Here is a 23,182-nt window from a genome sequence, read left to right on the forward strand (position 1 = left end):
AGTTTGCCTTATTTTGGTACAACCTTTGTTTGATATTCCTCAGAAGTCATCAAATCAGCAATTGATGCTTTTGATTCTGGTTTCAAAATGACTAACCAACCGTCTCCAATCGGATCATTCTGTAAAAGCTCAGGGTTCTCAATAACACTTTCATTTACAGATACTATTTCCCCTGAAAAAGGCAGATAGACTTCCTCAACCGCCTTAACTGATTCTATTGTTCCAAAAGTCTCGCCTTTCTCTAAAGTCGCCCCTTGATCAGCTAATTCAACAAAAACAATATCTCCTAATTGATCTATAGCGAATTCACTAACTCCAATTTTTAATAATCCATTTTCTTCCAAGACATATTCATGAGTATCAGCATAGTTGAGGTTGTCTGGAAACTTGTAAGACATGATTAAGTAGATAAAGGAAATAGAGAATCCTTTGAAATTAATTTTTCCTCTAATAATTCAGATAATAATCGAATTAATGCAATTTTGATGTGAGCTATGTGAGAACCACCTTGAACAAAAATATTGTAAGGATCTCTTAGAGGGGCATCAGCAGAAAATTCACTTGTACTACCTTCAATAAATGTACCTCCTGCCATTAATAATTTTGAATCATATCCATCCATTGATGATGGAACAACATTCAGAAAAGAATCTACTGGTGAAGAATTTTGAAAAGATTGACAAACTTTTTGTACCAAATCAGGATTATTCAATCTTACTGACTGAATAAGATCAGATCTATAAGTTGCTGGCTCTGGTAAAACCTTAAATCCCAAATTTTTAAAGACTGCTGCAACCATATCAGCCCCTTTTAGTGATTCGTGAACAATTTGTGGTGCTAAAAACAAACCCTGCAAAATTAATCTTCCTAGTCCAAAATTTATTCCTGCAGAAGAACCAATACCTGGTGAGGTTAATCTAGAACATGCCATCTCAACCAACTCTGCATCTCCTGCAACATAACCACCAGTAGGAACAATTGTTCCTCCCAAATTTTTAATCAATGATCCAGCAATTATATTTGCCCCTTTAGAAATTGGTTCACTATCTTCAACAAGCTCCCCATAACAGTTATCAACAAAACAAATACAGTTAGGATCAAGAGAATGAATAAGACTACAAATTTTCTCTATCTGATGATTCGTAAGAGACTTTCTCCAACTATATCCACAACTTTTTTGTATGAATACTAATTTGCATGAATTTTCTTTAAAAGAATGAACAATTTTTTCTTCAAAAGAATCAAAATTATCGCAGATATTTATTTGCTTATATTCAATCTCAAAATCTTTAAGTGAGCCTTTTCCTCCTCCCCTTATTCCTATAACTTCTTCTAACGTGTCATATGGTTGTCCTGTAAGAGATAACATTACATCTCCAGGTCTAAGAATTCCAAATAAGACAGAACTTATTGCATGCGTTCCACTTACAAATTGCATCCTCACAGCTGCCTTTTCAGCAACAAACAATCTTGCAAAAACCGCATCAATTTTTTCTCTAGATATATCATCATGACCACTACCAGAAGATTGATTGAAATGACTAGTAGAAACTTTTTCTTCCTTAAAAATTGTCAAAATATTTTCCAATTTCTGGAAAACCTGATTGGACCTTTCTTGGAAAACTTTACTTAAACTCTCTTCGACAGAAAGAATAGCGTTTTCAGCCAGTTTTAAGTTATTGTTTAGCGTCATTTATTATGAAAATTCATGTTATTTTCAGAAGCTATATTTCTTAATTCTGCGAGGAAAGCATTAGGTCCCCTACCCTGAAAATAAGAAAGTTTTTTTGAAGCCTCATATAAATCAAGAAGTTCTCCATCTAATTCTTCTGCTGTATAATCTCTAATTCCTGCTATTACCTCAGCAAAACGTTCTCTACGGGCAGATTTATGGACAGCATAGGCTTCCATTACATGAATTTTACATGATCTCCAAGCCTTATTCTGACAAAAATGCACTGAAAGAGCATCACTTAAAGCAGAGGCTTCTTCATCTTCTATGTACCAGTCAAAAGATGAAGGTAGAGATTTTAATCCTGAAAATATTTCGAATAACTCCCCGGCCGACAATGGATTACCAGAATCATTTTTTAAGGGTAATGCAGACTCTTCCAAAGATTTCCATAACTCTGGGTAATCACTTTCAAAACGATCCCTGATTTTTTCAATACCTTGATCAAGAATCGTATTAACTTGAGCTAAAGCAAGAAAAACTTCAGGCCCTGGCGAAGATAACTTCCCATTCCTAAGATTAGAAATTTGCGAATTATGAACTTTACCTAAATCAAGAACTTCAGAAAGTAATGGCAAAACTCTGTGAGACCATCCATTCCGTTCATGCCAGAGGTGTATCAAATGAGCCATAGCCCTTCGACCTCTAGATAATTTATCGCGATATCCGAGACTCACAGATAATTAAACTTATCAATAGTATAGTATGATAATATTACATATCGGTAATTTTGAAAATAGTATTTCAATATCATGAATTCAGTAATTTTCCAAGAAACAGCAAAATTAAAAAAACCTGTTCCAGCTGAAAAAGTTATAGAACTTTCAGAAAAATTACTGGAACCTTCCAGTCATTCAAAAAGATATCCTCCAAGACTACATCAAACGTGGGGAACAATAGTTTTTATGGTTTCAATTCATATTCTTTCTCTTGTAGCTATACAACCAAAATTTTGGAGTCTCCCTGCAGTCACTTCATTATTATTTTTTTACTGGGTAACTGCTTGTTTAGGAGTTACTCTTGGATATCACAGATTGTTATCACATAGATCATTCATTGTTCCAAGATGGTTAGAAAGATTTTTTGCTACCTGTGGAGCTATAAGTTGCCAGCATGGTCCAATAGATTGGGTAGGTTTACATAGGCATCACCACTCTTTTTCAGATACTGAAGTAGATCATCACAATAGTAAAAAGGGGTTTTGGTGGAGTCATATGGGTTGGATGTTTAAAGACGTTGAAGCACTAAAAGCTGTTCCAAAACTAAGTGCAGATTTAATCAAGGATCCATACTATAGATTTCTAAATAAATATTTTTTATTCTTACAAATTCCTATTGGACTTTCTTTGTACGCAATAGGTCAAAAATTAGGAGTTGGAGGATGGCCTCTAGTCCTTTGGGGAATTCCATTGAGGCTTGTGGTTGTTTATCACGTAACTTGGCTAGTCAACTCCGCGACGCATTGTTGGGGTAAAGCACCATTTGAAAGTGGTGATTCATCTAAAAACAATGCGTGGGTTGCTGCATTAACATTTGGAGAAGGTTGGCATAATAACCATCATGCATTTCCCAATTCGGCAAAACAAGGATTATTTAGAGGTCAGATAGACATAACATGGGAACATATTAAGATTCTTGCGAAATTTGGTCTTGCAAAAAAAGTAAAGTTACCCTCTAGGTCTTATTATTAACTATATTGTTCAATATTTTCATGGCTAAAAGAGTACAAGTCGCATTAACTGAATCAATCGCATCACTAGGTAAAGAAGGAGATCTAGTTGAAGTAGCACCTGGATACGCAAGAAATTTTCTATTACCTTATAACAAGGCAATGAATGTAACACCAGCAGTCCTTAAACAAATTGAAAGGAAGAAAGAAAAAGAAAAAATCGCTGCTGATAAATTAAAGCAAGAAGCTTTAGATTTCCAAACTGCATTATCTACAATAGGTAGGTTCACTATCAAAAAACAGGTTGGAGAAGATGGAGTCCTTTTTGGAACTGTTACCAACGGGGATGTTGCCGAAGCGATAGAAGCGGCAACTAAAAAAGAAATTGATAGAAGAAACATTACTGTTCCTGATATTCATAATTTAGGTTCCTTTACTGCAAAAATAAAATTACATCCAGAAGTAAATGCAGAAGTAAATATTGAAGTAACAAGTTAATCAATTTGTTGCATTATTTTGAAAAGTAGCCAGAGTATATATCTAAGCAATTAAAGATATGGTTTCCGTACCTTTTCCAAATAATGGGCAAAATAAAAATTTTAAAAAGGATTTTAATAGTGAAAATTCTGGATTAGTACCTCCTCAAAACGTTCAAGCAGAGGAAGCAGTTCTTGGTGGCATACTTCTTGATCCAGATGCGATCGGAAGAATTGCAGACTTAATTAAACCTGAAGCTTTTTATATAAATGCCCATCAAGAGATTTATAGAACAGCATTAATGTTGCACACCCAGGGTAAACCAACTGATTTAACATCAATGAGTGCTTGGTTAGCAGATAATGGATCATTAGAAAAAATTGGAGGAAACAGCAAACTGGTAGAACTAGTTGAAAATGTTTCCTCTACAGCTTCCATAGAACAAGTTGCTAATTTAATTAACGACAAATTCATGAGAAGGCAACTTATCAGATCTGGAAATGAAGTGGTTCAACTAGGTTTTGATCAAACTCAAGATACTAATGAAGTTCTAGATAAAGCAGAGCAAAAAATATTTGAAATCAGTCAAGAAAAACCTTCAAAAGGCCTGACTCAAGCAGCTGAAATCCTTACAAGTACTTTCAATGAAATAGAGTCAAGATCATTAGGTACTTCAGTAGCTGGTATTCCGGTAAATTTCTACGACCTTGATGCGATGACTCAAGGTTTTCAAAGAAGTGATTTAATAATTGTTGCTGGAAGACCTTCAATGGGGAAAACTTCAATAGTTCTTAATCTGGCTAAAAATGTTGCACAATCTCAAGATTTACCTGTGTGTGTATTTAGCCTTGAAATGAGTAAAGAACAGTTGACATATAGATTACTCTCTATGGAAGTTGGAATCGAGAGTGGCAGGCTAAGAACAGGAAGATTACAGCAAGATGAATGGCCATTACTTGGAGAAGGTATCAATTCATTAGGTCAATTACCAATATTTATAGATGACAAGCCTAACTTAAGTGTTTTAGAGATGAGATCTCTTTGCAGAAGATTAATAGCTGAACAAAAAAAAGAACTTGGATTAATTGTGATTGATTACCTCCAGTTGATGGAAGGATCAACCCCTGATAATAGAGTGCAAGAACTTTCACGAATAACTAGAGGTCTTAAAAGCATGGCCAGAGAATTAAAAGTACCAGTAGTAGCTCTATCTCAGCTTAGTAGAGGGGTAGAATCTAGAACAAATAAAAGACCAATGTTAAGCGATCTAAGAGAATCAGGATCTATTGAACAAGACGCAGATTTAGTATTAATGATTTATAGAGATGAATACTATAATCCAGAGACTGAAGATAAAGGAATTACAGAAATCATTGTCACTAAACATAGAAATGGACCTGTAGGAACTGTTAAATTATTATTTGAACCTCAATTTACGAGATTTAGAAATTTAGCTAATTAAATCGATCCTCAAATGCAAGATCATCACTCAACAAATGAATCTTTTGACGTCATCGTTATTGGAGGAGGACATGCAGGATGCGAAGCAGCTATAACAACTGCAAAATTAGGATTTTCTACAGCCTTATTTACAATCAATTTAGATAGGATTGCCTGGCAACCTTGCAACCCTGCTGTTGGCGGCCCGGCAAAAAGTCAATTGGTACATGAAGTTGATGCATTAGGTGGAATTATTGGTAAATTAGCTGATGAGACGGCTATACAAAAAAGAATATTAAATGCAAGTAGAGGTCCAGCTGTATGGGCATTAAGAGCTCAGACAGATAAAAGAGAATACTCAAAAAAGATGATTGAAATACTACAAAATACAGATAATTTATCTTTAAAAGAAGCAATGATTACTGAACTAGATATCGCAAAAACTGAAGAAATTGGATTGAACTCAAAAAAAATCTTAAAAAAAAGAATAAAAGGTGTAAGGACTTTCTTTGGTAGTTATTATTCAGCAAGATCAGTTATCATCACAGCTGGTACGTTCTTAGAAGGAAGAATATGGATAGGAAATAAATCAATGTCAGCTGGTAGATCGGGCGAACAAGCAGCAAAAGGTCTTACTCAAAATTTGCACGAAATTGGTATCAAAACAGAACGTTTAAAAACAGGAACTCCAGCAAGAGTTGATAAAAGAAGTATCATTTTTGATGAATTAGATATTCAACCAAGTACTGCAGCAGATAAATATTTTTCGTTTGACCCAGATATAAAAAATAATATGCCCCAAGTTAGTTGTCACATCACAAGAACAACTACCAAAACACATCAACTAATTAGAGACAATTTACATTTAACTCCTATTTACGGCGGTTTTATTGATAGTAAGGGGCCAAGATATTGTCCATCAATTGAAGATAAAATCGTCAAATTTGCTGATAAAGAATCACATCAAATTTTCTTAGAACCAGAAGGAATTAATACCCCTGAAATATATGTACAAGGATTTTCTACAGGTTTACCCGAAAATATTCAATTAGAACTTTTAAGGACCTTGCCTGGATTAGGTGAATGTAAAATGTTGCGACCAGCATATGCTGTAGAGTATGACTATATACCTGCAACACAGCTTCAAACATCACTCGAAACGAAAGAAATTGAATATTTATTTAGCGCCGGACAAATTAATGGCACTACTGGTTATGAAGAAGCAGCAGCACAAGGATTAGTCGCAGGAGTCAATGCGACAAGAAAACTAAACAAAAAAGACCCAATAATCTTCACTAGAGAAAGCAGTTATATAGGAACAATGATCAATGATTTAATTACCAAAGATCTCAAAGAACCATACAGAGTTCTCACTAGTAGGAGTGAATATAGGTTAACTCTTAGAGGAGATAATGCAGATAGGAGATTAACACCATTAGGCTATCAAATAGGGTTAATTAATGAGAAAAGATGGTCGGCCTATCAAGAAAAAATGAAACTCCTCAAGGAAGAGAAATTTAGATTAAATAACACTCGTTTAAAAAATACCGATGAAATATCAAAAAAAATAGAATTAGAAACGGGATCAAAAATCAAAGGCTCAACAACTTTGAAAGAACTCTTAAAAAGACCAAACTTTCATTATTCAGATCTAATTAAATATAATTTGAATGAGAGAAATCTAGGTTCTTCAATACAGGAAGGTGTTGAAATAGATATTAAATACGAGGGTTACCTTAAAAGACAAAAAAACAACATTGAACAAATAAATCGTCAAAGCTGTAAATCTCTGCCTCAAGAAATAAATTATGAAAAGATAGATACATTATCTTTAGAAGCTAGAGAAAATTTGAATAAGATAAAGCCAAAAAATTTTGGTGATGCTTCGAAAATTCCTGGAGTAAGCAAGGCTGATTTAACTGCATTACTTGTTTGGCTAAAAATAAGAGAAATAAAACAAGAAAAGGCAAATATTTTTGTCGAAAAAAAGTTATCATCTTAAAAGCATTCCGTCTGAGCACTGAATAATAAACTTTTTAACTCACCAAAAATTTTATGGGAAGAAAAAGCCTCTACTTTTTTAGTGAAAAATTCATTACCAAAAATATCTGGTCCATGGAAATTAATGCTGCTTGGGGATGGAAGTCCCACTAGACATTTACAACTTTTAACTAATCAAGAGACGAAAATTAAATTAATTTCAATGCGATTAGATCCTCTATTCATTGAAGAAGGTCCTAAAGAATTAAATCAACTAAATGGACCTTTAATTAGAAGACAAGTTTGGATTAAAAACAATAATAAAAACCTAGCATGGGCTGAAAGTTGGTGGAATGCAGAACAAGTGAATGAAAATTTAAAAGCCAAAGAAGAACCAATTTGGAAGAATTTGACACAAGACAGATCAGAATTGTTTAGAGAAGTTGACCGAATTTCACTTGTTAATTCAAATTGGTTAGAGGATCAATTTTGTTTTAAAGGTCCATTCTGGTCAAGAAATTATAGATTTTTTCGAGACAAAAAGCCCCTAACAATTATTAGAGAAGTATTCAATCCACATTTAGAAACTTTATTAGGCTATTCAGGAATTAAAGAATTTACGAAACTATACTCTTCTTCTTCTTGATCTTGGAAGATTTCTTGATTTTGATTGAACTTGTTGGTTTGATTGATCTATCGAAATATTATTCTCTTTTTCTGAAGCTCTTTGCCATCTTTCAACTTTGAAATCCATTTCATCTGGCCAATCTTCGTCATTACTATATTTCGCATAAGGTAATTTTTTTTGCTCAGTTGTCTGTAAATTTTTTGGTTGCCTTAGAGATATTGCTTCTAAAGGTCTTTTTGATTGCTGTTTAGCAGATTCATAAGAATTTGATTCTCTGGAAAATGTCTTAATGTCGCTTTTATCATCGTAAAAATTCTCATCATTCCAATCATCATTATCTTCATCAAAAAATAAATCCACTTTTTCAGATACCCATCTTCCTACTTTTTTAACACTCTTACTTGTTATTCCTTGAAAATCTGAATTCCTTCTTTTTCCTGGCCTAGCACCAGATACTCCATCAACAAATTGTCTTCCAGTTTCGAAAATTTTATCGACCTGTTTATCAACAATATTTTTATCAAAACTATTTCTAAGATTTCTAATTCTCCTTGAATCCATAAATTATTATGCTTTTTAAAATATAAATTACATTAAAAAAATAAATAATTCCAAATATAGAAACAAAAACACATCTTATATTTTTAATCAAACAAAATTAAACACTTTTTATTCCATGATCCATTAAAGAAATTTACACAACATTTTTTACAGGCAATATTCTTTATCCTTTTCCTGTAGAAAAATTTCTCACCACAATTTTGGCAAGTTCCTATATATTTTAATTCTCTCCTTTCAATAGGAAATGAATGCCTCACAGAAATTTGAAAATTCTTCTCTTTCTCATTAATTTCATTCATCTTTTCTAAGAAATTTGGACCATGTATCTCATTTTTTTTTAATATCCTATCTACCCATGCGTGAATCATTTCATGACATAAAGTACTATTTATTTCACTAGGAGATAATTTACTCAAAATAGGTTTCGATAAGATAATTTCAGAATTGACAAGACCGTTAATTCGTTTTCTTTTATAAAAACCAGCAGTAGTTTTTAATCTATTATCACTCCATCTAACCTTTACTAAAGGTTGATTATTAACCGCTAGAGAATTTTCAAAATATTGGCTATTAAATTTATGAAATAAAGGTAAAAGAGGAATTACAGGCATTATGGATTAAAATTAGTATTATTTTGACAAAAAAAGCCATCAAAAACGATTTCTTTTCTTAAAGTAATAAAAAACTCAAATCAACATGGATGCAACACTAGTTAAAGATATCGGAATTAAAGCATTATTAGTTGGCGGAGCTGTACTAGTTTCTTTTTGGACTTTTAATGCAGTCAAATTAGTTATAAGCGCTAGAGGAATTAATCCATTAGTAAGAAAGTTTTTTGATCAAATAGCTGCTGGCAGAATTGATGCAGCGTATGGTTTGACTACAAAAACTTATAAAACTCATGTGAAGCGCCAAGACTTTCTGAAATTTTTAGCTAGTTTAAACCTCAATAAATACAGAAATTTAAAATCAGGAAGACCTAGAGTCCAAGAAGATCAAATCATAATAACTTTGAATTTAAAATCAGAAGATAAACAAGATGAGCTGCCATTAGATTTTACATTCGCAAAAACAGACAATGATTGGAAAATAGACAGAATAGCAAAAGTGAATTAATAATTTCTTGTGAGGCAAAAAGAATTGTTTAAAGAAGAGATTATACATCAATTAGAATTACACCCAAGTAGATTAGATAAAGAAAAAATCATCTCAGAAGCAATGGAACAAGGTCTAGATGATTTTTTTGAGGGAATCCGCATGGCACTTGATCCATTGGTAACTTTTGGTGTAAAAATTGTTCCTGAAAAAGAGAATGAAAAAAGTCAAAATTTTTTATGGAAAGATTTTAGAGAATTAGCAAACAAGCTTATTCAAAGAGAACTTACTGGTCACGCTGCTCGCGATGCAATTATTATGGCTATGGAATCTGCCACAAAAGAAGAGTGGAATGGATTTTATAGACGAGTTTTAATTAAAGATCTTAGATGCGGTGTATCTGAAAAAACAATCAACAAGATAGCCAAGAAATTTCCAAAATATGCGATTCCTATTTTTTCTTGTCCTTTAGCTCACGACAGTGCAAATCATGAAAAAAAAATGATAGGAAAAAAGCAAATTGAAATCAAATTAGATGGTGTTCGCGTCTTAACAATAATTAGACAAAATAAAGTAGAAATGTTTTCTCGTAATGGAAAACAATTCCATAATTTTGGTCATATTATCTCAGAAATAGAAAAAGTCCTAAAAGAAGATCCTGCACCTCATGACTTAGTCCTAGATGGTGAAGTAATGAGTGCTAACTTTCAAGATTTAATGAAACAGGTTCATAGAAAAGATGGTAAACAAACAAAAGACGCAGTTCTTCACCTATTTGACTTATGTCCCCTTGAAAAATTCCAAAAAGGGAGTTGGAACACTAGTCAAACAGCAAGAAGTTTACTAGTAAAAGAATGGGTAGCAAAACATTCTATGCTTCTAAGACATATAAAAACACTTGAATGGGAAAATGTAGATCTCGACACCATTGAGGGACAGAAAAGATTTGTAGAGCTGAATAAATCTGCCGTGGAAGGTGGATATGAAGGAGTAATGATTAAAGATCCTAATGCTATTTATGAATGTAAAAGAACACACAGTTGGTTAAAAGCAAAACCTTTCATTGAAGTCACTTTAAAGGTTGTATCGGTTGAGGAAGGCACAGGTCGCAATAAAGGTAGACTAGGGGCTGTCCTAGTAGAAGGGGAAGATGATGGCCATGAATACAGTCTTAGTTGTGGAAGCGGATTTAGTGATATCCAACGTGAAGAATATTGGTCAAAACGGAATCAACTTATTGGTCAACTTGTAGAAATCAGAGCTGATGCTAAAACGAAATCCAAGGATGCGGTGGCTTTTAGTCTTAGGTTTCCAAGATTCAAATGCTTTAGAGGATTTAAAGCTGGAGAAAAAGTTTAAATTTTAAAAAATAATATTCAACAAAGTAGTCAATGAAAAATGTGGTTTTTAAGTAAAAAAACTAAAAATCTTGGCTATAAAATGTCAGAATAATTATAAGGACTTTTTGAGAGACTTATGACGAAGAAAACAGTTTTCAACTTTATCAAAACGCCTTGTGGACAGGCAAAATATATCGAATTAGAAGCCAACAAAACTTTACTAGGTAAATTAAGGCTTTTATGGTTTATCTTAATTGCATCTATTAGAGATTGGAATATTAAAGAGTAAATTCTTAGGAGTTTTCAAAATATTCCCTGGAGTATTTAGCTGAGAAATATACAACTAAAAAAGTTGAAATAATTCCAACAATAGTCATATATAAATTATTTGGTGATTGCACATTTTTTAGCTCCTGGATATTTTTTGCCAAACTACCTATGGAGCAATAAAGAAAAGTTCCTGGAATTATTCCAAGAAGACCAAGAGCGAAATCTCGAAATTTAACATTATTTAAACCATAAAAATAATTAAGAATACTGAAGGGAAATATCGGCGATAATCTAGCTAAAAAAATTAATTTAAGTCCGCCTTTTTCTACTACTTTTTCCATAACACTTAATTTTGGATAACGGCTAAAAAGATTTTTTAGCTTTTTTGAAAAAAAACTTTTTGATACAAAAAAAGCAACTGATGCTCCTATGGAAGCGGAGAAAAAAACTATAATTGATCCTAAATATGAGCCATATAAAAAACCTGATAATAAAGATAACCAAGAAGCTGGAAGTATTAATAAAACAATTAAAATATAAATGCAAACAAACGAAAATATCCCAATTCCAGTATTAAAAAAAAAAGACAAATTATAAATATTTTCAAGAAATATATTCATTCTCAATTCAAAAGTTCGAGTTTTTTAGTAATTCTCTCCATTTGTACCGAACCCTCATTTAATTTAAATCTACATTCATCAACAATATCTTTTGGAGCCTTATCCACGAAATTTTTATTAGATAATCTCTTATTTAAATTATCTAACTCAATAGTCACCTTTTTTAAATCCTTGTTTAACCTTTCCTTTAATGCATCTATATTTACAAAATCCTGAAAAGGTAAGTAAACCTCTAAATCACTAATTATCCCAGAAAAAGATTTAGCAAACTCTTTTTTATCAACATCATTAGGTTTAAAAATAAATACTTCAGAAGATTTAGTTAAGGTTTGAATATCATCAACTAAAATTTTTAAAAAATCAATCAATTCATCATTATCTGAAATTAAGTAAACAGGAACTTTTTCTGATGGCTTGAGGCCTAATTCAGCTCTCAAATTTCTAATCAATCTAATAATTTCAAAGAGTTGCTGAAAGGAATTATCAAGCTTATTATCAACAAATTTATTTTCTTGGGTTGGCCATTTTTGAAGAGATAATAATTCTTCATCTGGTTGAAGTTGCAGTACATGCCAAAGTTCTTCAGTAATGTGCGGCATAAAAGGATGAATCATCACCAAAATATCATTGAGCACTTTTATTAAAACCTTTTCAGATATTTTTCTATTAATAGTCTCTTTATTATTAAACCTTTGTTTAGCAAATTCTACATACCAGTCACAAAAATCATTCCACGTAAATTCATATAGTAGTTTCGCAGATTCTCCCAATTTATATTCTTTCAACAAAGCAGTGACCTTTGTATTTACCTTATTCAGTTTAGATAAAATCCACTTATCACATAACTCTAAAGAAGTTTCATCACTGTCATTAAGCGAATAATTATTGTTAGAAGTTTTATTAATTAATGCAAATTTAGTTGCATTCCATAATTTATTCGCAAAATTTCTTGAAGCTTCAACAGTTGAAGATGTATCTTTTTTTCGATCAAAATCAAGCCGAATATCTTGTCCAGCTCCTGCAACTTCTCGAATCAAAGCAAATCGCAAAGCATCAGAACCATATTTATCAATTAATAGTATTGGATCAATACCATTTCCTGAACTTTTACTCATTTTTTTATTATTTTCATCTCGAACTAGACCATGAATATAAACATCCTTAAAAGGAATATTATTCGTAAAAGTATTCCCCATCATTGTCATTCTGGCCACCCAGAAGAAAATAATATCAAAACCCGTTACAAGGACACTATTTGGATACCATTTTTTAAAATCGGGGTCATTTGTATTTGGCCAACCAAGGGTTGAGAAAGGCCATAAACCACTTGAAAACCAAGTATCCAAAACATCTTTATCACGAACCAATTTAATATTTAATCCAAATTGTTTATTAGCTTTGATTAAGGCATCCTCTTCATTTCTTGCAACGACATATGGAGTATTTTGTTCTATTGTGTCTTGAGAGTCATTTAAAACGTACCATGCTGGTATTTGGTGACCCCACCATAATTGCCTACTGATACACCAATCATTGATATTCTCTAACCAATCCTTATAAACTTTCTCCCAGCGTGAGGGAATAAACAATGGTTTTTTAGAATCAATTTCATTAAGACATCCTTGAGATATTTCATCCATTTTCAAAAACCATTGTGTTGATAATAAAGGTTCAATTGGCACCTTACCTCTATCAGAAAAAGGAACAGTATGTTTATAGTCCTCTATCTTTGTCAAAAGGTCTAAGTTATCCAATTCTTTGATGATTTTCTTTCTAGCCTCATATCTATCTAAATTTTGAAATTTGCCTGCATTAATATTTAAAGTTCCATCCTTGTTCATTACATTAATCTGCTTTAAGTTATGCCTTTTTCCTATTGCAAAATCATTTGGATCGTGGGCTGGAGTAACCTTGACACATCCTGTACCAAAATCTTTATCAACATGTGAATCAGCGATAATAGGTATTTCTCTATCAACGAAAGGGACTTTTACTTTGACGCCAATAAATTCTTTATATCTATTATCATCAGGATTAACTGCCACAGCAGTATCGCCCAAAAGAGTTTCTGGCCTTGTTGTTGCAACCTCTAAGTACTTATCCAACTGTTCGCCACTTTCAGAAATTAAATGGTATTTAAAATACCATAAATGACCATTTACTTCTTGCATTTCAACTTCAAGATCACTTACGGCAGATTGAGATTCAGGACACCAATTTACTAAATATTCACCTCTATAAATTAAATTCTTTTTATAAAGAATATTAAAAGCCTCAACAACTGCCTCATTTAATTTTTGATCCAGAGTAAATCTTTCTCGAGTCCAGTCAACTGAATATCCTATCCTTTTTAATTGAGAAACTATTCTGCCACCACTTTGTTCTTTCCAGTTCCATGCTCTTTTAAGAAATTCATCTCTTCCAACATTCTCGCTTGTTTTACCCTCGCTTTTTAATTGTTTTTCGAGAATAGTTTGAACAGCTATTGAAGCATGATCAGTACCTGGTAAACACAAAACATTCTTACCTAAAAGTCTTTGAAAACGAACTACAACATCTATCAAAGCTGTATTAAATGCATGTCCCATATGCAAAGATCCAGTTACATTTGGCGGGGGTATAACAATACAAAAAGGTTCTCCTTCATCCTCAGGGTTAGGACTAAACGCCTTTAAACTTTCCCATTTTTCCTGCCACTTTTTCTCTACTTCAAAAGGTGAATAATTCTCTAAAGATAATTGATCATTCATCTCTGTCATATGCAAATTTTATTTCAATAAACTTTTTGTTTATTTTATCTTGATAGCAGCCAATTAATGAAAATAATATTAGTTTGCAAAAAAAAGGCAAATTCATTCTACAAAAGTTTGAAGCCAGAACCGCAGGAACAACGTTTTGCATTTTTTGGTGTTGAAATAAGAAATCCACCACCGCTTAAATCACCGTAATAATCTAATTTTAAATCTTTCAGTAAATTAAACTTTTTTACATCCGCGTATAAAGTAACTCCTTCAGTTCTTGAAATAGGGGATCCATTACATGTACCTGGCCTTAATTTAATATGCATCCATCCTTCAGAACAATTTGTATCCTCAACCAAATCAATTGACATTTCTCCAGGAGAACCTCCAAAAGAACATTGCCTAGATAATTCGGAAGCAGCGCTTTGACTGATTGAAAGATTGACGATCTCAGTAATTAGAAAAATAATAAATGGGCGATCCAGGGTTCGAACCAGGGACATCCTGCTTGTAAGGCAGGCGCTCTACCGCTGAGCTAATCGCCCTCATAATAAATCATTCTAATGGATGAAGTTGAAATATTTATACTAAGTATTTAAATATTTCATGATTAAGGCAAAATTGAATTAATAAAATATATACTATGTCCTCAAACGATAGATATAACTTGCAAAAAAATTCCGATTTAAAGACTTTAGAGAGCTTTAAAATTTTAATATCTAATGTCAAATCATTGAAAGATAAAACTTGGGGATGCCCATGGCAGAAAATACAGTCTCATAAATCATTAATCCCATTTTTAAATGAAGAAAGTAGTGAATTTATAGATGCAATATATGAAAAAAATGCGGATAACATCTGTGAAGAGTTAGGCGATCTTTTATTACAAGTAATGCTGCATTCTGAAATCGGTTACGAAAACAAAGAATTTGAACTAAATGATGTTATAAAAAATCTGAACAAGAAAATTATTAATAGACATCCATATATTTTTAACAAAAAAGAAAAAGTATCTCTAGAAAAATCGCAACAGATTTGGGAAAATATTAAAAATTCAGAAAAAGAAGCAACTCATATTGAATCATCGATTAGTAAAAATTTAAATTTGAAAATCAAAAATTTACCGCCAACTTTTGGAACAGATAAAATCACAAACGTTGTTAAAAAATATGGTTTTAAATGGGAGAGTACCGATCAGATTTTTGAAAAGTTAGAAGAAGAGATTAATGAATTAAAGGAAGCAATAAAAAGTAAAAATGATTCAGACATAAAAAATGAATATGGGGATATTTACTTTACCCTTCTGAATCTCTCAAACTTTTTAAAAATAAATCCTGAATCAGCTCTTCAAAAAACTAATAAAAAATTTTTAGAGAGATTCTCAATCATTGAACATTATGCGAGAGATAATATTAAAAAACAAACCCCTAAAGATTTTCAACGGCTTTGGCAAATAGCCAAGCAAAAACTTAAAAGAAAAAATTCTTAAAAAAAAATGACTCATATTTCAACATGGATAGATGAATATCATAAAGGCTCAAGATTCGGCCTAAATGGAGAAATCTTAATTAAACAAAACTCAAAATATCAAGAAATTATTGTTATTGAAAATGAATATTATGGCAGAGCTCTAATGCTAGATGGTTGTTGGATGACATCATTAAAAGACGAGAAATATTATCATGAGTGTCTTGTGCATCCAGCATTAAGTAGCATTGACGAAAAATCTAATGTACTAATTATTGGTGGGGGAGACGGCGGTACAGCAAGAGAATGCGTTAAATACTCTCAAATATCAAAAATTGATCTGGTAGAGATTGATGAGGAAGTAATCAAAATATCTAAAAAATTTTTAAAAGAAATTGGGGGCGAAGCATGGAATGACAAAAGATTAAAGATTCATATTGATGATGGTGTTCAATGGGTAAAAAAAACAAGAGCTAATTTTTACGACGTTATATTTATAGATTGTTCAGATCCCTCAGAATTTTCAGATTTATTATTTTCAGATTCGTTTTATAGAGAATGCAAAAGAATTCTTAAAAAAAATGGTATCTTAGCAACGCAAAGCGAATCACCTGAATCCTTCAAAAATATTCACATAAGTATTTTGAAAACCCTGAAAAAAATATTTAGAGTCTCTGAAACTATGTATTCTTTTGTGCCTATATACCCTAGTGGCATTTGGAGTTGGACATTCGCCTCTGAAGAAGTTCTAAATCTATCACAGCAAAATTACAATGAAGCCCTGAGAATAGAAAAAGGTTGTGAAATTTGGAATTTAAATTTTCAAAATGCAGCATTCAAAATGATGCCAAATAAAATAGTGAAAGAGCTCAATTCATAGAATGATAAAAAATTTATTTGATAACGAAAATGCGATTTTTATGGGAGCAAAAAGAAACCCTGACGATTGCTCAATTGGTATATTTGGAGTCAATTATGATGGAACATGTTCATTCAAACCAGGCGCTAGATTTGGTCCAGAAGCAATAAGACAAGTCAGTTCTTGTTTAGAAACATATTGTCCAAATCTAAATAAAGACTTAGAGGATATTTTGTATGTTGATTTTGGGTCAATACTAATTGATAAAAATGACTCAAAGTCAGTTATTGAATCGGTCAAATCAGCAACAAATTTTTTAATTAATAAACGCCTTAGTCCTATTATGCTTGGAGGTGAACACTCTATTACCACAGGTGCTATTGAAGCATTAGTAGAAAAATATCCAGATTTGATATTGGTTCAACTAGATGCTCATGCAGATTTAAGAGAATCATATATAGGAAATAAACATAGTCATGCTTGTACAATGAAAAGATGCTTAGAGGTGCTACCTGAAAAGAAAATTTTGCAAGTAGGAATAAGAAGTGGGACTAAAGAAGAATTTCAAATTATGCATAATAACAATCAATTAGTTAACTTTTGCCCAGGCGGAAATGCACAAAATTTAAGACAAGCTCTTCTACCCTACTCTAAGTGTCCAATTTATTTAACAATAGACTTAGATTGGTTTGATCCCAGTTTATTATCAGGGACGGGAACTCCAGAACCAGGAGGATTTTTTTGGAATGATTTTGAAGAAATCCTGAAAACTTTAAGAGACTTTAGAATTGTGGCTTCAGACATTGTGGAATTATCTCCAGAAATTGATACAAGCGGAGTTAGCAGCATAGTTGCAGCCAAAATACTTAGAAGCTTAATTTTGTCATTAGAAAATATGCAATAAAAAATTTCTAAACTAAAGTGTAAAAATAGTAAATTAAAATTTAATATTTCATGGATTTGCTTAAAAGTCCTCTGTATTCAAAATATGTTCAATCCAATGCAAAATTAGTGAATTTTGCAGGTTGGGAAATGCCGATATCATTTTCAGGATTACTCAAAGAGCATGAATCAGTTAGATCTTCAGCAGGATTGTTTGATATTTCTCATATGGGTGTAATTTCTATCAAGGGCATCAATCCAAAGGATTATATTCAAAAATTTTTTCCTACAAATTTACACTCCTTTTCAGAAGGTCAGGGACTTTATACAGTAATGCTCAATGAAAAAGGAGGAATAATAGATGACTTAATAATTTATGACCTTGGTATACAAGAAAATGATATATCAGAAGTATTGTTAATAGTAAATGCAAGTAGATATGACGAAGATTTTCAGTGGATAAAAAATAATTTAAATAATTATGAAATTTCGATAACAAACTTTAAAAAAGACAAAGTACTGTTAGCACTTCAAGGGAAAAACTCATTCGATCTATTTGAAGAATGGGTTGAATCATCGATATCAAATATTCCTAACTTTGGATGCGAATATAAAATTTTTGAACATATTTCGCCTAAAGAAAAAATCTTCGTTTCGAAGACAGGATATACAGGGGAAAATGGTCTAGAAATACTTTTATCTAAAAAAGCAGCAATTAATTTATGGGATTTCTCAATTTCCAAAAATGTTGCACCTTGTGGTTTAGGAGCTAGAGATACTCTTAGACTTGAAGCAGGCATGCATCTTTATGGCCAAGACATAAATGAAGAAACTACTCCATATGAAGCAGGGTTAGGATGGCTAGTAAATCTAGAAAATAATCACGAATTCTTTGGAAGAAGATTTCTTGAAGAGCAGTCAAGATTAGGTATTCAAAAAAAGCTAGTTGGTCTCTCTATAGAAGGTAAAGCAATAGGAAGAAAAGGTTGCGCAGTACTAAAAGGTGAAGAGAATATTGGAACTATCACTAGCGGCAGTTGGTCTCCAACTAAACAACAAGCTATAGCTTTTGCATACATTAATACTTCGCATGCCTTAATAAATAATGAAGTTCAAATACTAATAAGAGGCAAAAAATTCAAAGGGGTTATAACAAAAAGAGCGTTTTATAAAAAGAATTATTAACTAAATTTACCCTCAAAGAATTATTATAAGTTATTGATAAATAAATCATACTTAGATGAGAAACAAAATTTGTGAAGAACTCAATAATACAGATATTGGTAAATTAGTTAATCTATGCGGATGGGTAGATAGAAGAAGAGATCATGGTGGTGTAATTTTTATTGATTTAAGAGACCATAGTGGATTCTTACAAATAACTATTAACCCCGATGATGGAGCAAATCTATTTAAACAGGCAGAAACTCTAAGGAATGAGACGGTAATAATGGTTAGCGGAATTATTAACGAAAGGCCAAAAGATTCAATAAATAAAAATTTAAGTACTGGAGAGTTAGAGCTTAAGGTTAAAGATTTACAAATTCTCAACCAAATTAAACAAAACCTACCTTTTCCAGTATCTATACATGATTATGAAAATACAAAAGAGGAACTCAGATTAAAATATAGATACCTTGATTTAAGAAGGGGCAAATTACTAGAAAATTTAAAAACAAGACATAAAATTATTAAAGTTGCTAGAGAATTTCTTGATAATTTAGGATTTACAGAAGTAGAAACTCCATTACTTACAAAATCAACTCCAGAAGGAGCTCGCGATTTTCTTGTTCCTGCTCGTCTTTCAAATGGAGATTTTTTTGCTCTACCTCAATCCCCACAACTATTTAAACAACTTTTAATGGTTGGAGGCTTAGATAAGTATTATCAAATCGCAAAATGTTTCCGTGATGAAGACTTAAGGGCAGATAGGCAGCCAGAGTTTACGCAATTAGATATTGAGATGAGCTTTATTAGTGAAGAAGAAATAATCTCTTTTAATGAAAGTCTTATAAAAAAAATATGGAAAGAAGTTTTAAATATTGATTTTGATAATGATTTTCCAAGAATGTCATGGCAAGCAGCAATGGATAATTACGGCACTGATAGACCAGACACTAGATATCAAATGTTATTAAAAGATTTAGGAGAAGTATTAGGAGATATTGGCTTTAATATTTTCACCAAGGCAATTAAGTCTGGAGGTTCTATAAAATCCATAACAATCAAAGGAGGTAATCTAAGTATTAGCAACGTAAGAATTAAACCCGGAGGTGATGTCTTCCAAGTAGCTCAAGATGCAGGAGCTGGTGGTTTGGCCTTTATAAGAGTCAAAGGAGAAGAGCTTGAGACTATTGGGGCAATTAAAAATAATCTAAATGAAGAGCATATAGCTGATATTTTAAGAATCACCGAAGCGCAAGATGGAGACTTAATCCTCTTGGGTGCTGGAGATAAAAGAATTGTCAACCAGTCATTAGATAGAGTGAGACAATACATCGCAAAAGACTTAAATCTCATAGATAAAAGTAAATGGAATTTCTTATGGGTAACTGATTTCCCGATGTTTGAGAGAAATGAAGAGGAAAATAGATATGAAGCTTTACATCATCCTTTTTGTTCTCCAAAAAATATAAAATCTAAAGATCCTGAAAACTTGCAAAAAGAAATCGAGAACTCCATAGCAAATGCTTATGACTTAGTTCTTAATGGCTTGGAATTAGGAGGTGGCTCTTTACGTATTCATGAAGCGAACTTACAAAGAGAGGTTTTGAAAACAGTAGGACTTACTGCTAAAGAGATTAATGAAAAATTTGGATTTTTAATAGAAGCCTTAGAAATGGGTGCTCCTCCTCATGGTGGAATAGCGTTTGGATTAGATCGTATTACCATGCTGATCATAGGTGCAGATTCAATCAGAGAAACCATTGCTTTTCCAAAAAATCAACAAGCAAAATGTCTTCTCACAAATGCGCCTTCAAATGTCTCAGAATCACAATTAAAAGAATTAGATATTGAAATAACAATTGATGAATAAGAATATATATGGATGTTCTAAAAGTTTTTTGTTTAAATAAAATATAATGAGGCAGTGCTTAATTAAAAATATTTAATGTCAAAATTTGTTTTTGTCACCGGAGGAGTAGTTTCTAGCATTGGTAAAGGAATTGTAGCTGCAAGCTTAGGTAGATTATTAAAGTCTAGAGGGTATAGTGTTTCAATATTAAAACTAGATCCATATCTAAATGTTGATCCAGGGACAATGAGTCCTTTTCAACATGGAGAAGTATTTGTAACCGAAGATGGGGCTGAAACCGATCTAGATTTAGGTCATTACGAAAGATTTACTGATACTGCAATGACTAGGTTGAATAGTGTAACAACGGGATCTATTTATCAAGCAGTTATTAATAAAGAAAGAAGAGGCAGTTATAACGGTGGAACTGTGCAAGTAATACCTCACATAACGGGAGAAATTAGAGAAAGGATTCATAGAGTAGCCGCTAACAGCAATGCAGATATTATTATTACTGAAATTGGTGGAACAGTTGGTGATATTGAATCTTTACCTTTTTTAGAGGCAATAAGAGAATTCAGAAATGATGTCAATAGGAATGATGTTGCATACATACACGTAACATTACTTCCCTACATCAAAACATCTGGCGAAATAAAAACTAAGCCAACACAACATTCAGTAAAAGAATTAAGGTCAATTGGAATTCAGCCAGATTTACTTGTATGCCGGAGTGATAAATCAATAAATGAGGGCCTTAAAAAGAAACTTAGTGGATTTTGTGGAGTCAATATTACTTCAGTAATAGAAGCTTTAGACGCAGATAGTATTTATTCTGTGCCTCTTGCTTTAAAAAAAGAGGGTTTGTGCAAAGAAACTTTGAAGTATCTTGAACTAGAAGACAAAGAATGTGATTTGAAAAATTGGGAAGCACTAATTCACAATCTAAGAAATCCTGGAGATCCAATAAAAGTTGCTCTTGTAGGCAAATATATTGAACTTGGAGATGCATATTTATCTGTAGTTGAAGCTTTAAGACATGCATGCATTGAGAACAAGGCTTTATTAGATTTACATTGGGTAAGCGCTGAAATGATAGAAAAAGATTCAGCAGAAACTTACTTAAATGAAGTTGATGCAATTGTCGTACCTGGAGGATTTGGAAATAGAGGAGTTAATGGCAAAATTTCAGCTATAAAATTCGCAAGAGAAAAGAAGATTCCATTTTTAGGCCTGTGCCTTGGTATGCAATGTGCAGTTATAGAATGGGCTAGGAATGTAGCTAATCTTCCAGATGCATCTAGTTCTGAACTAGACCCAAATACTCCCAATCCAGTGATACATTTATTACCAGAACAGGAAGATGTAGTTGATTTAGGTGGGACAATGAGACTTGGAGTTTATCCATGTCGATTGACAAACAATACAACTGGGAAAAACTTATATAATGAAGATGTTATTTATGAGAGACATCGCCATAGATACGAATTTAATAATTACTACAAACAAAGTTTTTTAAATTCCGGATACAAAATTAGTGGTACATCACCAGATGGCAGATTAGTTGAGTTAATTGAGTTAGAAAATCATCCTTACTTCTTAGCATGTCAATATCATCCTGAGTTTTTATCAAGGCCTGGCAAACCTCATCCTTTATTTCAAGGTTTAATACAAGCCTCTCAAGAAAAGTTAACTCAATCAAATTAATATTCTTTATTTTTTTGAATGAAAAAATGACAAATTTTTTACCCTTAGTCGAACAATTTCATTCATTACAAGGTGAAGGTTATCACGCTGGAAAAAGTGCTTTTTTTGTGAGGTTAGCAGGTTGTAAAGTTGGATGTTCGTGGTGCGATACCAAGAATTCATGGGATGAGAAGAAATACCCCTCTATATCAATTGAAAAAATAATAGATCGCATAAAAATTGCTAGAGAGAAAGGAGCATCTTTTTGCGTTATTACAGGAGGAGAACCTTTACAACATAACTTGGATAATTTTTGCAAAGCCATAAAAAAAATGACGATAGGAGAAGGGCAAAACTCAATGAAGATTCATATTGAGACAAGTGGAGTTAATTCCATATCAGGAAGCTATGACTGGATTACTTTATCTCCTAAAAGACACTCACCTCCAAAAAATTATTTTTTAAAAAACTGTAATGAAATTAAAATAATCATAAATGAAATAAAAGATATTGAATTTGCTATTCAAATAAAAAAAGAAACTTTAAAACAACATCCACTCTCTAAAATCGAAGATGGCTTAAAAAAAGAAGATAAAGTTTTTTATTTACAGCCAGCATGGAATAATGCGAATGGGTTTTCTCTTGCTATTGATTTCGTCAAAAATAATCCCGATTGGAAATTGAGCCTTCAAACTCACAAATACTTAAAAATTAAATGA

At 32.2% G+C, this 23,182-nt stretch carries 23 protein-coding genes and 1 tRNA gene; 15 read left to right on the forward strand and 9 right to left on the reverse strand.

The window, feature by feature from the left end; genetic code table 11:
• Positions 1–8: 8 nt before the first annotated feature.
• Genes gcvH through HA149_RS09275 form a run of 3 tightly spaced genes read right to left on the reverse strand, consistent with a single transcriptional unit; the run spans position 9 to position 2,409 of the window.
• Positions 9–398, reverse strand: coding sequence for a glycine cleavage system protein GcvH (gene gcvH / locus HA149_RS09265; protein WP_209115184.1), 390 nt, complete (start codon positions 396–398; stop codon positions 9–11).
• 2 nt (positions 399–400) lie between these two features.
• Positions 401–1,693 (reverse strand): aminotransferase class I/II-fold pyridoxal phosphate-dependent enzyme, encoded by a 1,293-nt coding sequence (locus HA149_RS09270; protein WP_209115185.1) that lies wholly within the window; start codon positions 1,691–1,693, stop codon positions 401–403.
• The gene (locus HA149_RS09275) at positions 1,690–2,409 is read right to left on the reverse strand and encodes a hypothetical protein (protein ID WP_209115187.1); all 720 of its coding nucleotides are present in this window, start codon (positions 2,407–2,409) and stop codon (positions 1,690–1,692) included. Before HA149_RS09275 ends, HA149_RS09270 begins: the two co-directional genes overlap by 4 nt.
• Before the next feature lie 75 nt (positions 2,410–2,484).
• Between HA149_RS09275 and HA149_RS09280 the strand changes: the two genes are divergently transcribed.
• Genes HA149_RS09280 through HA149_RS09300 form a run of 5 tightly spaced genes read left to right on the forward strand, consistent with a single transcriptional unit; the run spans position 2,485 to position 7,944 of the window.
• Positions 2,485–3,423: an acyl-CoA desaturase gene (locus HA149_RS09280; RefSeq protein ID WP_209115194.1), complete on the forward strand. Its 939-nt coding sequence runs from the start codon at positions 2,485–2,487 to the stop codon at positions 3,421–3,423.
• 20 nt (positions 3,424–3,443) lie between these two features.
• Positions 3,444–3,899, forward strand: coding sequence for a 50S ribosomal protein L9 (gene rplI / locus HA149_RS09285; protein ID WP_209115196.1), 456 nt, complete (start codon positions 3,444–3,446; stop codon positions 3,897–3,899).
• Between the two features lie 58 nt (positions 3,900–3,957).
• Positions 3,958–5,340: a replicative DNA helicase gene (gene dnaB / locus HA149_RS09290; RefSeq protein WP_209115199.1), complete on the forward strand. Its 1,383-nt coding sequence runs from the start codon at positions 3,958–3,960 to the stop codon at positions 5,338–5,340.
• Positions 5,341–5,352: 12 nt separating this feature from the next.
• Entirely contained in the window at positions 5,353–7,320 is a 1,968-nt protein-coding gene (gene mnmG / locus HA149_RS09295; RefSeq protein WP_209115203.1) for a tRNA uridine-5-carboxymethylaminomethyl(34) synthesis enzyme MnmG, read from the forward strand.
• A gap of 48 nt (positions 7,321–7,368) precedes the next feature.
• Complete coding sequence (locus HA149_RS09300) at positions 7,369–7,944, forward strand: chorismate lyase (RefSeq protein ID WP_209115390.1); 576 nt, start codon at positions 7,369–7,371, stop codon at positions 7,942–7,944.
• Here the strand turns inward: HA149_RS09300 and HA149_RS09305 are convergent.
• Both HA149_RS09305 and HA149_RS09310 read right to left on the reverse strand, forming a co-directional pair.
• A complete protein-coding gene (locus HA149_RS09305) occupies positions 7,924–8,487 on the reverse strand; it encodes an RNA helicase (RefSeq protein WP_209115207.1) in 564 nt (187 codons plus the stop codon). The genes HA149_RS09300 and HA149_RS09305 overlap by 21 nt on opposite strands.
• 83 nt (positions 8,488–8,570) lie before the next feature.
• On the reverse strand, positions 8,571–9,098 hold the full coding sequence (locus HA149_RS09310) for a SprT family zinc-dependent metalloprotease (protein ID WP_209115209.1): 528 nt from the start codon (positions 9,096–9,098) through the stop codon (positions 8,571–8,573).
• An 85-nt stretch (positions 9,099–9,183) separates the two neighbouring features.
• Between HA149_RS09310 and HA149_RS09315 the strand changes: the two genes are divergently transcribed.
• From HA149_RS09315 to HA149_RS09325, 3 genes are all read left to right on the forward strand, one after another.
• A complete protein-coding gene (locus tag HA149_RS09315; RefSeq protein ID WP_011819289.1) occupies positions 9,184–9,603 on the forward strand; it encodes a hypothetical protein in 420 nt (139 codons plus the stop codon).
• A gap of 24 nt (positions 9,604–9,627) precedes the next feature.
• Positions 9,628–10,941, forward strand: a complete 1,314-nt coding sequence (locus HA149_RS09320) for an ATP-dependent DNA ligase (protein WP_209115394.1) — start codon at positions 9,628–9,630, stop codon at positions 10,939–10,941.
• 117 nt (positions 10,942–11,058) lie between these two features.
• Positions 11,059–11,211: a hypothetical protein gene (locus HA149_RS09325; protein WP_179852428.1), complete on the forward strand. Its 153-nt coding sequence runs from the start codon at positions 11,059–11,061 to the stop codon at positions 11,209–11,211.
• Positions 11,212–11,215: 4 nt separating this feature from the next.
• On the opposite strand, the gene HA149_RS09330 is transcribed toward HA149_RS09325, so the two are convergent.
• From HA149_RS09330 to HA149_RS09345, 4 genes are all read right to left on the reverse strand, one after another.
• The gene (locus HA149_RS09330) at positions 11,216–11,812 is read right to left on the reverse strand and encodes a TVP38/TMEM64 family protein (protein ID WP_209115213.1); all 597 of its coding nucleotides are present in this window, start codon (positions 11,810–11,812) and stop codon (positions 11,216–11,218) included.
• A 2-nt stretch (positions 11,813–11,814) separates the two neighbouring features.
• The gene (locus HA149_RS09335; RefSeq protein ID WP_209115222.1) at positions 11,815–14,571 is read right to left on the reverse strand and encodes a valine--tRNA ligase; all 2,757 of its coding nucleotides are present in this window, start codon (positions 14,569–14,571) and stop codon (positions 11,815–11,817) included.
• 98 nt (positions 14,572–14,669) lie between these two features.
• A complete protein-coding gene (locus HA149_RS09340) occupies positions 14,670–15,056 on the reverse strand; it encodes an AIR synthase (protein WP_209115224.1) in 387 nt (128 codons plus the stop codon).
• A tRNA-Val gene (locus HA149_RS09345) sits at positions 15,027–15,098 on the reverse strand. Before HA149_RS09345 ends, HA149_RS09340 begins: the two co-directional genes overlap by 30 nt.
• 98 nt (positions 15,099–15,196) lie before the next feature.
• Here HA149_RS09345 and mazG point away from each other — a divergent pair.
• From mazG to HA149_RS09380, 7 genes are all read left to right on the forward strand, one after another.
• On the forward strand, positions 15,197–16,042 hold the full coding sequence (mazG, locus tag HA149_RS09350; RefSeq protein ID WP_209115226.1) for a nucleoside triphosphate pyrophosphohydrolase: 846 nt from the start codon (positions 15,197–15,199) through the stop codon (positions 16,040–16,042).
• A gap of 6 nt (positions 16,043–16,048) precedes the next feature.
• Entirely contained in the window at positions 16,049–16,900 is an 852-nt protein-coding gene (gene speE, locus HA149_RS09355; RefSeq protein ID WP_209115228.1) for a polyamine aminopropyltransferase, read from the forward strand.
• Position 16,901: 1 nt separating this feature from the next.
• Positions 16,902–17,783, forward strand: coding sequence for an agmatinase (speB, locus tag HA149_RS09360; RefSeq protein WP_209115231.1), 882 nt, complete (start codon positions 16,902–16,904; stop codon positions 17,781–17,783).
• Between the two features lie 50 nt (positions 17,784–17,833).
• A complete protein-coding gene (gcvT, locus tag HA149_RS09365; protein ID WP_209115233.1) occupies positions 17,834–18,946 on the forward strand; it encodes a glycine cleavage system aminomethyltransferase GcvT in 1,113 nt (370 codons plus the stop codon).
• Between the two features lie 55 nt (positions 18,947–19,001).
• Positions 19,002–20,798, forward strand: a complete 1,797-nt coding sequence (gene aspS / locus HA149_RS09370; RefSeq protein WP_209115235.1) for an aspartate--tRNA ligase — start codon at positions 19,002–19,004, stop codon at positions 20,796–20,798.
• A 75-nt stretch (positions 20,799–20,873) separates the two neighbouring features.
• Entirely contained in the window at positions 20,874–22,484 is a 1,611-nt protein-coding gene (locus HA149_RS09375) for a CTP synthase (protein WP_209115237.1), read from the forward strand.
• A gap of 26 nt (positions 22,485–22,510) precedes the next feature.
• Positions 22,511–23,182, forward strand: coding sequence for a 7-carboxy-7-deazaguanine synthase QueE (locus HA149_RS09380; protein WP_209115239.1), 672 nt, complete (start codon positions 22,511–22,513; stop codon positions 23,180–23,182).

This window comes from Prochlorococcus marinus XMU1406 (genome assembly GCF_017696055.1).
GTDB classification, from domain to species: Bacteria; Cyanobacteriota; Cyanobacteriia; order PCC-6307; family Cyanobiaceae; genus Prochlorococcus_A; species Prochlorococcus_A marinus_W.